The following is a 15,450-nucleotide window of genomic DNA, read 5'->3' as shown; positions in this document are numbered from 1 at the left end:
CTCACATTTATTATGGCTCACTTAAAACGGATTGACAAGATGCTTTCAAAGTAAACTGGTAGCAAAATCAAATTTGTGATTTTGCACGTACATTCCTTCACAAACTTACATTTTCCCGTTAAAGTATTACTATTACGAAAAAATCGTGCGTTAGGGGTATACTCGTGAAAAAAACATTAAGATTGCAAACACGACTGACGATTTTTGTTTGTATCGTTGTCCTGATCTCCCTTTGTATCACTTTCTTTACGATCTGGTCAGAAACAGCTAAAAACATTCATCAGCAGGAACGTGACATCGCCCTCTCCACTGCCAAAATGGTCGCAGAGGCTCCGATCACAGCGAAATCATTAGAAGAAAATCGATCGTATTCAGCACTCCGTCAATATACAACAAGTGTTCAGCGAATCACCAAAACCGAATTCGTTGTCGTGATGGATATGAACGGCATTCGCAAAACCCATCCAAATCCGCAGAAGATCGGGAAGCGGTTTGCTGGCGGTGATGAAAAACTAGCATTACAGGGTAAAGAGCATATTAGTACGGCTTCTGGAACACTTGGCAGATCCATGCGTGCTTTTGTTCCGGTTTATGATCAAAATGGGAAGCAGCTCGGGGCTGTGGCAGTAGGGATTACATTAAAGGAAATTGACTTGATTATTCATCAAAGCTTACTTCCACTCTACTTCGTCATATCGCTCAGTCTTCTTTCTGGTATCATTGGAGCACTCATTGTGGCAAGAAAAGTGAAGAAAATTATGTTTGGACTAGAGCCAGATGAGATTGCTACATTATTAAAAGAACGAAGCGCCATGCTAGAATCAACAAAAGAAGGGATTCTTGCCGTCGATCAGCACGGTAAAATCAAGCTCGCCAATGCTGAAGCGAAACGGCTCTTTCATATTATGGGCATTATGGTTGATCCTAGAGAACAAGATGTTCAGGTGCTCCTCCCTTCAAGCGGTCTAAAGCAAGTCATTGAAACACGCAAGCCGCTGCTTGACCGCGACGTGAGAATGAACGGACTGGAGCTCGTATTTAACGAAGTCCCGATTACGGTAAAGGGCGAGATCGTTGGAGCAATCGCCACCTTCCGTGACAAAACAGAAGTCAAACACTTGGCTGAGCAGCTGAGCGGAGTCAAAATGTATGCAAATGCCCTCCGTGCCCAGTCACATGAATTTATGAACAAGCTTCATGTCATTTTAGGATTGGTTCAGCTCAAAAACTACGATGACCTTGGCACTTATATCAAAGATATTGCGATCTATCAGCAGACGGAAACAAATGAAATCATCAACCATGTGAAAAACTCTGTTTTAGCAGGATTTTTACTAGGAAAACAAAGCTATATCAGGGAACAAGGCGCGACCTTAGAAGTCATATGCAGCACACAAGTCCCAAATTCAGAGGACCCGGCAGTGACGCATGATCTCATTACCGTCATTGGCAACCTGTTAAATAACGCACTCGATGCTGTTTCTCATACTGAGACGAAAAACATCTCGATCTCATTCCGATACGTTCAGGAGCAGCTTCATATTGAAATTACAGACACAGGTGTTGGTCTCACAAAAAAAGAACAAGACATCATGTTTGATCAAGGCTTTTCAACTAAAGGAGAAGACAGAGGATTCGGTCTCTACTTCGTTGATCAAAGCATCAAAAAATTGAACGGTCATCTGATTGTCACGAGTGAAAAAGGAGAAGGAACGACCTTTAGTCTCCGTATTCCGTATAAACAAAAGGAGGATTCACATGATTAATGTGTTAATAGTAGAAGACGACCCAATGGTTGGGGAGCTGAACAAACGCTACCTGACCCAAATCGACGGCTTTGAATTAAAAGGGATTGCCACCTCTTTTCAGCAGGCACTGGACATCTTAAAAACAGAAGCCATTCACCTTGTACTGCTCGATATTTATATGCCTGGACAAAATGGCCTGGCATTATTATCAGAAATTCGCAAACAAAATCATTCGGTTGATGTCATTGTCATTTCAGCTGCCAATGAAGTCGACGTGATCCAGCAAACGATGCGAAACGGGGCTGTTGATTATTTGATCAAGCCGTTTGAATTTGAACGTTTCCAATCAGCGCTCTCAGAATATAAACGAAAACACGCCTTGTACCAAACGATGAACAGCATCTCGCAAAATGATTTAGATGCGAAACTCTTTCATAAAAAAGCAGAGACGGAAAAAGTCCTTCTGCCAAAAGGCCTGACCAAAAGCACACTCAAACTCATCTGGACAAGTATTCAATCATTCGGTCATCAGGCTTTCACGACCGAAGACCTAGCGAATCATACAGAAATCTCTCAAGTCTCTATTAGAAAATACTTGAAATTCCTTGAGGACATCGAAGTAGTTGATGTTGAAATGGCATACGGGACAATTGGACGCCCTGTTTTCCAATATAAACTCAGTACAACAAATATGAATTTAATTCAGCAATATCTATAATTTGACACATCTGACCTTATACAGAGGCCAGATGTTTTTTTATGGAACATGATGTGACAAACCCCTTGATATCAGTGGTTCCACTGTAGTAGATCACATCACAAAAGCGGCATTATATCATATTTCAGCACATAAAAAGACATCGAATTTAGCCTTTTAACATTTTTTTTAAAATAAAACAAATTTCTATTTATTTATTCGATTGGAAATGATAAATTATGATTGATTAGTTCAACGAGATATAAGTCTGATGTCTTACATCTTCTCTCCTGTCCTCCATAAGTTTCAGGAGAAAGCAGGATAAAATACCCTATTCAGAAGGGTGAGAAGAGATAGGTCGGTCTTTTTTCGCGAGACTTTTCTGAAACTTTTAAATTTTATAGGGGGTTATGTTTTGAAGAAGCGCAAAATTGGACTAGCATTGTCCTTAGTCGTAGCAGCAGGAACCATCCTTGGAGCATGCGGCAACTCTGGCTCAAACAGCGGTGAAAGCAAAAAAGATAAAGATCAATTCACTGTTGCAATGGTAACTGATGTCGGTGGTGTCGATGACAAATCGTTTAACCAATCAGCTTGGGAAGGTTTACAAGCATTTGGAAAAGACAACAATCTAAAAAAAGGTAAAAACGGCTTTGATTACTTACAATCTAAATCAGACGCTGACTATACAACAAACTTAAACACACTTGCTCGTGAGAAATTCGACCTAATTTACGGAATTGGTTTCTTAATGCAAGATTCTATTAGTGAAATTGCAGATCAGCGTAAGAAAAACCACTTTGCCATCGTTGATGCTGTCGTGAAAAAAGACAACGTAGCCAGCATTGTGTTCAACGAAAATGAAGGATCATTCCTTGTGGGTGTTGCGGCTGCTCTTTCTACAAAATCAAACAAAATTGGTTTTGTTGGCGGCGTTGATTCTGAATTAGTCAGAAAATTCGAAGTTGGTTTCCGTGCAGGCGTTGAAGCAGCTAACCCGAAAGCAAAAGTTGAAGTGAAATATGCTGGTGCATTCGATAAGGCAGACATCGGGAAAGCAACAGCTGAAAGCATGTACAAATCCGGCGTCGACATCATTTATCATGCTGCTGGCGGCACTGGAACTGGTGTCTTCACAGAAGCGAAAAACCTGAAAAAAGCGGATCCTAACCGCAAAGTTTGGGTCATCGGTGTAGATAAAGACCAGTATGACGAAGGAAAAGTACCTGGAACAAAACAAAGTGTCACCCTTACTTCTATGGTTAAGAAAGTAGACAAAGCGGTACAAGACTTAACAACGAAAGCAAAAGAAGGTAAGTTCCCTGGCGGCGAAGTGATCACATATGGTCTGAAAGAAGGCGCTCTTGACATTTCTCCATCTCAGGACAACCTTAATAAAGATGTATTGAAGAAAGTAGAAGAATGGAAACAAAAAATCATCAAGGGCGAAATTAAAATCCCTGCAACACGTGATGAACTAAAAGATTTTAAAGCTTAATTTGAACATCGGGATAAGCGCGCCTTATCCCCTTGTTTCTCCTTTACCTCCTCTTTATTCGTAAAAGGTGGTAAAAGAAAAGCTGCAGCCTCGTTTTGCAGCTTTTCTTTTGCTAGTTTTTATCTTCATCAGCACCCTAAAAAAGGAGCGGTTAAACCTGTGGATTATGTCATTGAAATGTTGAATATACGCAAAGAATTCCCTGGCATTGTAGCAAACGATAACATTACGCTGCAGCTAAAAAAGGGCGAAATTCATGCGCTGCTTGGTGAAAACGGCGCTGGAAAATCAACGCTCATGAACGTGCTTTTCGGACTGTACCAGCCTGAAAAAGGTGAAATCAAGGTTCACGGAAAACCTGTGACCATCTCTAGCCCGAATGATGCAAGTGATTTAGGCATCGGTATGGTGCATCAGCACTTTATGCTTGTCGATACCTTCACCGTCGCTGAAAACATCATTTTAGGAAAAGAGCCCAAGAAATTTGGAAAGATCGACAAAGAACAAGCCATACAGCAAGTACAAGAGCTTTCTGACCGCTATGGTTTAAAAATAGACCCTGCCGCAAAAGTATCTGACATCTCTGTCGGCATGCAGCAGCGTGCAGAAATTTTAAAAACTCTTTACCGCGGCGCTGATATTTTGATCTTCGACGAACCAACAGCCGTCTTAACACCTCAAGAAATTAAAGAACTCATACAAATTATGAAAAACTTAATCAATGAAGGCAAATCCATTATTTTAATTACCCATAAGCTGAAAGAAATTATGGATGCATGTCACCGCGTCACCATTATCCGAAAAGGCCAAGGCATTCGTACACTTGATGTGGAAAGCACAAACAAAGATGAGCTTGCAAGCCTCATGGTCGGTCGTGAAGTTTCATTTAAGACAGACAAAAAAGACGCCTCTCCTGCTGAGGAAGTACTTCAAATTCAGGATCTTACGGTAAAAGACGCGCGAGGAATTGAAGCGGTCAAACATCTCAATCTCTCAGTAAAGGCTGGAGAAATTGTCGGTATTGCTGGAGTCGATGGCAATGGTCAATCTGAATTGATTGAAGCCATTACCGGTCTAAAAAAATCAGAATCTGGCACGATCATGCTAAACGGGAAAGCCATTCAAAATCTTCCGCCTCGTAAGGTGACCGAATCTGGAATTGGACACATTCCTCAAGACCGTCATAAACACGGACTAGTGCTTGATTTTTCAATAGGAGAGAATATTTCGTTACAAACGTATTACCAGCGTCCATACTCAAAATTTGGCTTGATGAATATGAAAAATATATACCAAAAGGCAAAGCAAATCATTGCCGAGTATGACGTAAGAACACCGAGTGAATATACAGAGGCACGCGCCCTGTCAGGCGGGAATCAGCAAAAAGCCATTATTGGCCGTGAAGTTGACCGCAATCCCGATTTATTAATTGCCGCTCAGCCGACACGTGGACTTGATGTTGGTGCGATTGAATTTGTTCATAAGCGCCTCATTGAGCAAAGGGACACAGGCAAAGCCGTCCTCCTCATCTCATTTGAGCTTGATGAAATTATGAATGTCAGTGATAAGATTGCTGTTATATTCGAAGGCAGCATTATTGCCATCGTTGATCCAAAAGAAACAACAGAGCAAGAGCTTGGTCTATTAATGGCTGGAAGTACGCAACAGGAAGTGGGGAAAGAAGCAAATGTCTAATCGCTTAACAAATCTGCTTATTCCGCTTATAGCCATTGTACTTGGTCTTTTTGTTGGGGCCATTATTATGCTGGCAAGCGGTTATAGTGTCATCGAAGGCTATGGCGCCCTTTGGAATGGCGTCTTCGGTGAAACCTATTATATGGGAGAAACCATCAGACAAGTGACACCTTACATTTTATCAGGGCTTGCTGTTGCTTTTGCATTTCGGACAGGTCTCTTTAATATCGGTGTAGAAGGTCAAATGCTCATTGGCTGGGTAGCTGCTGTATGGATCGGTACAACTGTCCATGCACCTATGTACATCCATCTGCCACTTGCACTCATCACCGCAGCTGCTGCTGGTGCATTATGGGGCTTTATTCCTGGGTTTTTAAAGGCTCGTTTTTATGTTCATGAAGTGATTGTCACGATCATGATGAACTACATTGCCCTTCATGTGACGAACTATTTGATTTCAAATGTCTTAACAAATAATAAAGATAAAACAGAAAAAATCGATGCCACTGCCTCGCTTCGCTCTGGTTTCTTTGAACAAATCACCGATTTCTCCCGGATGCATAATGGTATTTTTGTTGCCATTATAGCTGCGGTCGTGATGTGGGTCATTATTCAAAAAACCTCTAAAGGCTTTGAATTGCGGGCTGTTGGAATGAACCAGCAGGCATCCCATTATGCCGGTATGAATGTTCGCCGCAATATCATTTATGCGATGCTCATTTCAGGTGCTTTTGCAGGTCTTGCAGGCGCCATGGAAGGTCTTGGTACATTTGAATATGCATCAATTAAAGGCTCGTTTACCGGTGTAGGTTTTGACGGAATCGCCGTCGCTTTATTAGGTGGAAATACTGCTGTTGGTGTTGTTCTTGCTGCACTGCTGCTTGGTGGATTGAAGGTCGGCGCTTTAAATATGCCACTTGAATCTGGCGTACCGACTGAGGTCGTTGATATTGTCATTGCGATCATTATTCTTTTCGTTGCCTCAAGCTATATTATCCGTCTTGTGATGAACCAAATGAAGAAAAAGGGGGGAAAATAAGTGGGATTTCTGCAAATTCTTGAAATCATCGTCCCAGCAACACTTGTCTATGCTGCACCACTTATTTTAACCGCTCTTGGAGGCGTCTTTTCAGAAAGATCAGGTGTTGTGAATATCGGTCTTGAAGGTTTGATGGTCGTCGGAGCATTTTCCAGTATTATCTTTAACTTGTTTTTTGCTGATACATTTGGCGCCTTGACCCCGTGGCTTGGGCTCCTCGTTGGAATGGCGATTGGCGGATTGTTCTCTCTCATTCATGCAGTTGCGACCATTACATTCCGTGCAGATCAAACGGTCAGTGGTGTTGCGATTAACATGCTGGCACTTGGCGCTACGCTGTTTGTCGTGAAACTCATTTACGGGAAAGCTCAAACAGATAAAATTACAGAGCCTTTCTATAAAGGGGATATTCCCCTTTTAAGTGACATTCCGATAATTGGCGATATCTTCTTTAAAGATGTTTATTATACGTCCATACTCGCATTAGCGCTTGCGGTTGTAGCTTGGTTTGTTTTATTTAAAATGCCGTTTGGTCTTCGTCTTCGTGCAGTCGGAGAACATCCAATGGCTGCTGATACAATGGGAATCAAAGTGTACCGGATGCGCTATATCGGCGTCTTTATTAGTGGACTGTTTGGTGGTCTTGGCGGAGCTGTTTATGCCTCAACCATCGCACTTGATTTCTCACATGCGACCATAACTGGACAAGGCTTCATCGCACTAGCTGCACTTGTCTTCGGTAAATGGCACCCATTCGGCGCAATGGGCGCTGCTTTATTCTTTGGATTTGCTCAAAGTTTAAGCATTATAGGCTCTCTCCTGCCGCTCTTCCAAGATATACCGAACGTGTATATGCTCATTGCACCATATGTGCTGACCATCTTAGCACTCACTGGCTTCATCGGCCGAGCAGATGCACCGAAAGCACTTGGGACACCTTATTTAAAAGGAAAACGATAATAACGATGTATGATCAATCCCCTGAAGGATAAACTACCTTCAGGGGATTTTTGTATGATAAAAACATAAAAACTCCTGTTTATTTTACTTTTATTACACTTAATTTAGTTTAATAAATAGATGAGTGTCACAGAATCTTCTACAATTGAGACAAATAGCATTTGGGGGTGTTTATGTGGCTAATACACAACAATTGAAATCGATTACAGACGATTCTGACAATAATAAAAGCGTTTTCCGTAAGATCATGTCTTGGAAAATTGGTGTTATTGACTTACCTGTGTATTTAGTACTTGCAGCGATTATTTTAACTGCCGCTTATTTTAATAAAATTCCAGCAAATATGCTTGGTGGTTTCGCTGTTATTATGATTTTGGGGATTTTCCTTGGAGATATAGGACAACGGATTCCGATATTAAAAGATATTGGTGGACCAGCGATTCTTTCTTTATTCGTACCATCGTTCCTGGTCTTTTTTCATGTTCTGAATCCGAACTCGTTGGAAGCGGTTACGTCTCTTATGAAGACGTCGAACTTCCTTTACTTCTATATTTCTGCTCTTGTAGTAGGTAGTATTCTTGGGATGCAGCGAACTGTTTTAGTACAAGGCCTTATTCGTATGTTTGTTCCTCTTGTTGCAGGTACAATTGCAGCTGTGACTGCCGGAATTCTTGTTGGTCTTTTAGTTGGTTACACACCGCATCATTCGTTCTTCTTTATTATTGTTCCGATTATTGCTGGTGGTGTTGGAGAAGGGATTTTGCCATTATCTATTGCTTATTCACAAATTCTTGGTGTATCAGCAGAGTCATTAATCTCTCAATTAATTCCTGCTGCCGTCATTGGGAACGTCATTGCCATTATCTGTGCTGGCGCAATGAAGAAGCTTGGTGAAAAACGTCCTGAACTAAACGGGAATGGTCGTCTTGTAAAATCTAAAGAGGCAAATGAAATTTTTGAACAGCCTGATATGGATCCAAAAGTTGATTTTGGGTTAATGGGTGCTGGTGTACTCGTGGCTTGTACAACGTTCATTTTTGGTGGTTTATTAGAAAGCTTTGTTCATATTCCAGGTCCAATCTTAATGATTGTTCTTGCCGCTTTAATCAAATACTTAAACGTGATGCCTCAGCATCTGCAAGATGGCTCACAGCAGTTCTACAAGTTTGTATCAAGAAGCTTTACATGGCCGCTTATGGTCGGTCTAGGGATTCTATACATTCCACTTGATGATGTAGCAACAGTGATTTCTATTCCATTCGTTTGTGTATGTATCGCTGTCGTTCTTGGAATGGTGGGTTCTGGTTACTTCGTTGGGAAATTGATGAACATGTACCCAGTAGAATCTGCGATTGTGACAGGCTGTCACAGCGGACTTGGCGGTACTGGTGACGTTGCGATCCTTTCAGCTTCTGGAAGAATGGGTCTCATGCCTTTCGCACAAGTATCTACACGTCTTGGTGGAGCAGCTACTGTGATCTGCGCAACAATCTTACTTAGAATGTTTACTTAAAACATTGAAACATCAAAAGCATGTGCCCTCTCATAGGCACATGCTTTATTATATTTCTTTTATCCTATATGATTTTATTCATCAGCTAATACAATTCGTAAATATTCCCTAGGCTGAAAAGGATACAGCTTAGTTTCCTGATAGCTCATGCGGAAAAGGTGCTCAGAAAATAGCGGCCATTCACTGCCTTCCTGCCACCTTTTTTGATCATTTCGGTCAATCAAGAATGCTCCTCCTAAAATCGTGCAGAATATGCTTAAGCTGATGGCGATCTTTCGTTTCATTTAATCAGCTCCTTTAAGAAAAGCATGTACGAAAAACAAAACAATATACAATGAGTTTCATTTTTGATAAAATTATTTTTGTGGTCAAAAGAACCCAAAACAAATACAGTTTGCTCGAAATCGTTTCAAACCAATGCACTATGGCTGTATTTAAGATATAATTTTAATTACCAGTTCTTTAGAACGTGAATTTATATTGATCAAAGGAGGTTCATTTTCTTGCAACTTATTCACTTCGCCATCCTATCACCTTTTTTACTCGCCTTTGTTGTACCTTTCCTTTTTAAATATGTAAGGCGTATACATACAGGGTGGTTTGTTCTCATCTTGCCGATTCTTTTATTCACCTATTTCATCCAAATGTTACACATTACCTCGAATGGACGAACGCTTTTCTCACAAGCTGAATGGATTCCATCTTTAGGGATGAATTTTACTGTATATGTCGATGGCCTTAGCCTGTTATTTGCATTATTAATTACAGGTATTGGCGCACTTGTGGTCTTGTACAGTATTTTCTACTTATCAAAAGAAAAAGAACAGCTTGGCTCTTTCTATACGTATTTGTTAATGTTTATGACCGCTATGCTTGGTGTGGTTCTCTCTGACAATATGGTGGTTCTGTACTTGTTTTGGGAGCTAACGAGTATTTCTTCCTTCCTCTTAATTGGGTATTGGTATAAGCGGGAGCGCTCTAGATATGGTGCAACCAAATCACTGCTTATTACTGTTTTTGGCGGATTAGCTATGCTTGGTGGCTTCATCCTCATCTACCTGATCACTGATTCATTCAGTATTCGTGAAGCAGTCAATCAGCTTCAGCTCATTATGGCATCACCTTACTTTATCCCTGCCATGATCCTGATCTTACTAGGTGCCTTTACGAAATCAGCGCAATTCCCATTCTATATCTGGCTGCCTGATGCAATGGAAGCACCTACCCCTGTGAGCAGTTATCTGCATTCTGCTACGATGGTGAAAGCCGGTATTTATCTTGTTGCCCGCTTCAGTCCGATCTTTGCTATATCAGAGGTGTGGTTCTGGACCATATCCATTGTCGGACTTATCACATTATTCTGGGGATCATTCCATGCCGTCCGGCAAAATGATTTGAAAGCCATTCTGGCCTACTCGACAGTTAGTCAGCTCGGCATGATTATGCTCATGCTTGGCGTCGGCGCAGCTGCGATTCATGAAAACAACCCTGCCTTTTTTGGCGCAGCCGTTCTTGCTGCTATTTTTCACCTCATTAACCATGCTACGTTTAAAGGTAGTCTCTTTATGGCAGCAGGTATTATCGATCACGAAACAGGTACTCGTGACATTCGGAAATTAGGTGGTTTAATGACCATCATGCCGATTACCTTTACGATTACGCTAATCGGTACATTTTCAATGGCTGGACTACCGCCATTTAACGGCTTCTTAAGTAAAGAGCTGTTTTTCACAAGTATGTTACGTATTTCTGAGATCAGCTTTACAGATATTTCGACATGGGGCGCTATTTTTCCAGCAATTGCTTGGCTCGCTAGTGTCTTTACGTTCATTTACAGTATGATGCTTCTCTTTAAAACATTTAGAGGCAATCTTCAGTTAGATCAATTAGAGAAAAAGCCGCATGAAGCACCAATTGGCATGCTCATCCCGCCAATCATTCTCGCTGCACTTGTGGTCACTTTCTTCTTTTTCCCAAATATTCTAGCTTATTCTGTCATTGAACCTGCAATTGCAGCCATTATCCCTGATGCGGTTGATCCTGGAAAACGCATTGTTGTCAAAATTGAAGCATGGCACGGCTTTAAGCCAGAGCTCTATATGACAATGGGTGTTGTCGCTTTAGGAATCATCGGATATTTGACGTTGTCAAAATGGCGTCCAATGTACAATATATTTAAGGAAAAATGGTCATTTAACACGTTATACGATCGTTCTCTAATCGGTTTAGAAAAAGGTTCATACCGCCTGACAAACAGTTATATGACCGGTTTCCTTCGTGATTACCTTGTCTATGTGTTTGGGTTCATGATTATTGTACTTGGCAGCGTGATGTTCTATCAGCAAGCTTTCTCATTTGAAACAGAAAAAGCTGCGCCAATTGGCACGTATGAAGCCATTCTTTCACTTGTGATGGTGGCGGCGACGGTCACGACCGTATTCGCCCGCTCACGCTTAACTGCCATTATTGCTCTAGGTGTCATGGGATACACGCTGTCATTATTCTTCGTGATTTTCAGGGCACCTGACCTTGCCCTGACACAGCTGATTATTGAAACGATTTCTGTCGCACTATTTTTACTTTGCTTCTATCATTTACCGAAGCTGAGCTTAAAGCAAAAAACGAGAAAATTCAAATTAACCAATTTGATCATTTCAATAGGTGTTGGTCTCACTGTCACTTGTCTTGCTTTTGCTTCCACAAGTCAGCAGTCACTTGAGTCCATTTCAACTTACTTTATTGAAAACAGCTATAAACTTGCTGGCGGCGACAACATTGTCAATGTCATTCTTGTAGATTTCAGGGGCTTTGATACACTCTTTGAAATTACCGTACTTGCCATTGCGGCACTCGGTATTTATGGATTATTAAAGGCACAGGCACAAGGAAAACGGAAGAGAGGCGTGCGGCGATGAGGAAGATTGATACGAATGATATGCTCTTACAAGTCACAACAAAAATCACAGCATTCATCATCTTGCTTTTTTCCCTTCACTTATTTCTTGCGGGACATAATAATCCTGGCGGGGGGTTCATTGGCGGCCTGATGAGTGCCAGTGCTGTCGTCCTTCTGCTTTTAGCCTACGATCTGAAAACAGTGAGACGTATTCTGCCCTTTAATTTTATTTATGTTGCAGCGACCGGGCTGCTCGTCGCGATCCTGACGGGGATGGGATCCTTTCTATTCGGTGCACCTTTTCTATCCCATGCATTTGATTATTTTCAACTGCCGTTTTTAGGGAAAACAGAACTGGCGACAGCCGTACTGTTTGATATCGGTGTATATTTAGTTGTTGTCGGTGTCACCATGACCATTATTCAAACGATTGGAGAGAAGGAATAATGGAATTTCTAATGTCTATAATCGTCGGTATTATTTTTATGGCGGCGACCTATTTAATGCTTTCAAAAAGCCTTCTACGGGTCATCGTCGGTACTGCTGTTTTAAGTCACGGCGTCCATTTGCTTCTTTTGACAATGGGCGGCTTAAAAAAAGGAGCTCCACCTATTTTAAAAGAGGGGCTCACATCCTATGTAGATCCATTACCACAAGCATTAATTTTAACAGCCATTGTCATTGCTTTTGGTGTGACATCCTTTTTACTTGTCATGGCCTTCCGTGCCTTCCAAGAGCTGCGAACAGATGACATGGATCAAATGAGAGGAAATGATCAGCATGAATAATCTCGTGATCCTGCCAATTTTAATTCCATTATTAGCTGCTACACTATTGATCTTTATGAATAAGAACATCATGCTGTCGAGAGGCTTTAGTGTGTTTGCTTCGCTCTTAGCCATTGTCTGTAATTTGTATTTAGTCCAAACCATCTTTACTAATGGGATTCAAACTCTCTATTTAGGAGGCTGGAAAGCACCATTTGGGATTGCCCTTGTGGCCGATCAGTTTGCTGCGCTCCTTGTGCTCACCGCTTCCGTTGTTGGGCTAGTGACAGTTCTATTCTCCTTTCAAACAATTGGGAAGGAAAAGGAGCGGCTTTTCTATTACTCTGGCGTACAATTTTTGTTAGCTGGCGTAAGTGGGGCCTTTTTAACAGGCGATATTTTCAACCTGTTTGTCTTTTTTGAGTTGCTGCTAATGGCGTCTTATATGCTCATTGTGTTAGGCGGATCAAAGCCTCAGCTTCGAGAATCACTCAAATATATTGTATTTAATATCATCTCGTCGGCATTATTTATTGTCGGTGTCGCTTGCTTATATGCAGTCACGGGCACTTTGAATATGGCTGATTTAAGCGTGAAAATAGCTGAATCAGGGCAAACAGGATTAATCACTGTCATTTCTATTCTGTTTCTCATTGTATTTGGCTTAAAAGCTGGGATCTTCCCGCTTTATTTCTGGCTGCCAGGATCATATCATGCACCGCCAGCGGCTATTTCTGCTCTATTTGGTGCACTGCTGACAAAGGTTGGCTTATATGCGATTGCCAGAGTTTTTACGTTAATTTTTATACATGATACAGGGTTTACACATACACTCATGGCTTGGTTTGCCGCACTAACGGTGATATTCGGTGTGATTGGCTCTATTGCCTATTCTGATGTGCAAAAGATCGTCATCTATAACATTGTCACAGCAGTTGGGGTCATTTTGTTTGGGATTGCAGCCAATACACCCGCCTCACTCCAAGGGGCCATTTATTATCTCATTCATGACATGGTGATTAAAGGCGCTTTATTTATGCTGGCAGGTGCACTCTTTGTGTATGCTGGCACCAATCACTTGAAAAAGATGGGCGGACTGATTCAATCTCAGCCTTTACTAGGGTGGATGTTTTTCATTTCGGCTTTATCCCTAGCAGGAATTCCTCCTCTGAGTGGGTTTGTTGGAAAGCTAAAGATTGTAGAAGGTGGATTTTCTGCTGGACACATGACCTTTTCTATCCTTGTCTTAATGTCCAGCCTTCTTGTCCTGTATTCGATTATGAGGATCTTCATACTCGCATTTTGGGGCGAGGATCAAGATATGCGAAGAAGGAAACCGTCGATTAAAGGAATGGTGTACCCTGGCGTACTGCTTGTGATCTTGTCGCTTGCCATTGGGTTAGGGACAGAGTTCATTGCCCCTTATATCAATCAAGCAGCGGAAATGCTCTCAACACCAGAAAAATATATTCAAGCTGTGCTGAAGGAGTAGATGAACATGGCCTTTCAAATATTACTAAACGCTCTCCTCGCCTTTACATGGATGTTTATGAATGATACATACAGAGCCGCAGACTTTGTATCAGGCTTTGTACTAGGGATGGTCGCCATTTTTATGCTTCGGCGGTTTTTCCCGCAGCGTTTTTACGGCTATGCCCTGTTTGCAATTTTCAAGCTCGTATTGATTTTTATTCGGGAGCTGCTTCTTGCCAATTTAAGTGTATTAAAGACCGTATTATCTCCAAAGCTCACCATTAAGCCCGGTATTTTCGCCTTTCGTACAGATTTGAAAACGGATTGGGAAATCACCATACTGGCTAATATGATTACATTGACACCAGGTACACTCGTCATTGATATTTCTGATGATCGTTCCATTTTATACATTCATGCGATGGATATTGAAGATGCAGAAAAAGCCATTCACGATATCCGGGTTTCATTTGAAAAAGCGATTCAGGAGGTGAGCGGTAAGTAATGGAGCTCATATTACAAATTTCACTTGGCATTCTTGCGCTGTCCACCTTTCTTTTTGTGATACGGGTTATCAAAGGGCCCTCTATTCCTGATCGTGTAAGTGCGCTTGATGCGATAGGAATCAATTTAATTGGGATGACAGCTATCGTTTCTATTTTGCTGAAAACGACAACGTTCTTTGAAATTATTTTACTGCTCGGTATCCTTGCCTTTATCGGCACTGTCGCTTTTTCCAAATTCCTTGAGAAAGGGGAAGTGATTGAAAATGATCGTCATCGCTAAAGCTATTGTCATTTTCTTTATCCTGCTTGGCGCCATCCTTTGTCTCATTTCAGCCATTGGCGTTCTTCGCCTGCCGGATGTTTATACACGTATGCATGCTGCATCAAAAGCATCGACACTTGGGGTTGTCCTCATATTAGTTGGGGTGTTCTTTCACGAATGGTTTCTTGCAGGGATTATTTCTGCGAAGATCCTACTTGGGATTGTCTTTATCTTTTTAACAGCTCCAGTCGGCGCACACTTGATCGGAAGAGCCGCCTACAATACTGGTGTCAAGATGGACAAACGAAGTGTACAAGATGATTATGGTGGTTTTCGTAACTTCGTGATTAAACGCAAAGAAGACTCGTACTTATAAACCAAAAGAAGATCCTCACA

The 15,450-nt window shown here is 41.5% G+C and carries 15 protein-coding genes; 14 read left to right on the top strand and 1 reads right to left on the bottom strand.

Annotated elements, in window-relative coordinates; translation table 11 throughout:
- Nucleotides 1-164: 164 nt before the first annotated feature.
- The 7 genes from malK to MHH40_RS14795 all read left to right on the top strand — a co-directional run bounded on the left by malK (nucleotide 165) and on the right by MHH40_RS14795 (nucleotide 9,150).
- Entirely contained in the window at nucleotides 165-1,766 is a 1,602-nt protein-coding gene (gene malK, locus MHH40_RS14825) for a malate sensor histidine kinase MalK (protein WP_050944037.1), read from the top strand.
- Nucleotides 1,759-2,466, top strand: a complete 708-nt coding sequence (locus MHH40_RS14820; RefSeq protein ID WP_003213073.1) for a response regulator — start codon at nucleotides 1,759-1,761, stop codon at nucleotides 2,464-2,466. The genes malK and MHH40_RS14820 overlap by 8 nt, the downstream gene beginning before the upstream one ends.
- 394 nt (nucleotides 2,467-2,860) lie before the next feature.
- Entirely contained in the window at nucleotides 2,861-3,943 is a 1,083-nt protein-coding gene (locus MHH40_RS14815) for a BMP family lipoprotein (protein ID WP_044140813.1), read from the top strand.
- Between the two features lie 159 nt (nucleotides 3,944-4,102).
- Nucleotides 4,103-5,638 (top strand): ABC transporter ATP-binding protein, encoded by a 1,536-nt coding sequence (locus MHH40_RS14810; RefSeq protein ID WP_003213375.1) that lies wholly within the window; start codon nucleotides 4,103-4,105, stop codon nucleotides 5,636-5,638.
- On the top strand, nucleotides 5,631-6,677 hold the full coding sequence (locus MHH40_RS14805) for an ABC transporter permease (RefSeq protein WP_003212654.1): 1,047 nt from the start codon (nucleotides 5,631-5,633) through the stop codon (nucleotides 6,675-6,677). Before MHH40_RS14810 ends, MHH40_RS14805 begins: the two co-directional genes overlap by 8 nt.
- On the top strand, nucleotides 6,678-7,637 hold the full coding sequence (locus MHH40_RS14800; protein WP_003213713.1) for an ABC transporter permease: 960 nt from the start codon (nucleotides 6,678-6,680) through the stop codon (nucleotides 7,635-7,637).
- Between the two features lie 175 nt (nucleotides 7,638-7,812).
- A complete protein-coding gene (locus MHH40_RS14795; RefSeq protein ID WP_003213451.1) occupies nucleotides 7,813-9,150 on the top strand; it encodes a 2-hydroxycarboxylate transporter family protein in 1,338 nt (445 codons plus the stop codon).
- A gap of 74 nt (nucleotides 9,151-9,224) precedes the next feature.
- Here MHH40_RS14795 and MHH40_RS14790 read toward each other — a convergent pair whose 3' ends face one another.
- Nucleotides 9,225-9,434, bottom strand: a complete 210-nt coding sequence (locus MHH40_RS14790; RefSeq protein WP_050944039.1) for a hypothetical protein — start codon at nucleotides 9,432-9,434, stop codon at nucleotides 9,225-9,227.
- Nucleotides 9,435-9,653: 219 nt separating this feature from the next.
- Between MHH40_RS14790 and MHH40_RS14785 the strand changes: the two genes are divergently transcribed.
- The 7 genes from MHH40_RS14785 to mnhG are packed head-to-tail and all read left to right on the top strand — an operon-like array spanning nucleotide 9,654 to nucleotide 15,430.
- On the top strand, nucleotides 9,654-12,065 hold the full coding sequence (locus tag MHH40_RS14785) for a Na+/H+ antiporter subunit A (protein ID WP_050944040.1): 2,412 nt from the start codon (nucleotides 9,654-9,656) through the stop codon (nucleotides 12,063-12,065).
- Complete coding sequence (locus MHH40_RS14780; RefSeq protein ID WP_034620105.1) at nucleotides 12,062-12,493, top strand: Na(+)/H(+) antiporter subunit B; 432 nt, start codon at nucleotides 12,062-12,064, stop codon at nucleotides 12,491-12,493. Before MHH40_RS14785 ends, MHH40_RS14780 begins: the two co-directional genes overlap by 4 nt.
- The gene (locus MHH40_RS14775) at nucleotides 12,493-12,834 is read left to right on the top strand and encodes a Na(+)/H(+) antiporter subunit C (RefSeq protein ID WP_003213576.1); all 342 of its coding nucleotides are present in this window, start codon (nucleotides 12,493-12,495) and stop codon (nucleotides 12,832-12,834) included. Before MHH40_RS14780 ends, MHH40_RS14775 begins: the two co-directional genes overlap by 1 nt.
- Nucleotides 12,827-14,305, top strand: a complete 1,479-nt coding sequence (locus MHH40_RS14770) for a Na+/H+ antiporter subunit D (RefSeq protein ID WP_340901267.1) — start codon at nucleotides 12,827-12,829, stop codon at nucleotides 14,303-14,305. The genes MHH40_RS14775 and MHH40_RS14770 overlap by 8 nt, the downstream gene beginning before the upstream one ends.
- 6 nt (nucleotides 14,306-14,311) lie before the next feature.
- Nucleotides 14,312-14,791, top strand: a complete 480-nt coding sequence (locus MHH40_RS14765; protein WP_044140819.1) for a Na+/H+ antiporter subunit E — start codon at nucleotides 14,312-14,314, stop codon at nucleotides 14,789-14,791.
- A complete protein-coding gene (locus MHH40_RS14760) occupies nucleotides 14,791-15,072 on the top strand; it encodes a Na(+)/H(+) antiporter subunit F1 (RefSeq protein ID WP_003213177.1) in 282 nt (93 codons plus the stop codon). The genes MHH40_RS14765 and MHH40_RS14760 overlap by 1 nt, the downstream gene beginning before the upstream one ends.
- Nucleotides 15,056-15,430 carry a monovalent cation/H(+) antiporter subunit G gene (gene mnhG / locus MHH40_RS14755; RefSeq protein WP_003213369.1) on the top strand — a complete coding sequence of 125 codons (375 nt, stop codon included), beginning with the start codon at nucleotides 15,056-15,058 and terminating at the stop codon, nucleotides 15,428-15,430. Before MHH40_RS14760 ends, mnhG begins: the two co-directional genes overlap by 17 nt.
- The last annotated feature ends 20 nt before the right edge of the window (nucleotides 15,431-15,450 follow it).

This window comes from Bacillus sp. FSL K6-2431 (assembly GCF_038005165.1).
Classification (GTDB): Bacteria; Bacillota; Bacilli; order Bacillales; family Bacillaceae; genus Bacillus; species Bacillus pumilus.
This window is presented reverse-complemented; position numbering and strand designations above follow the sequence as displayed.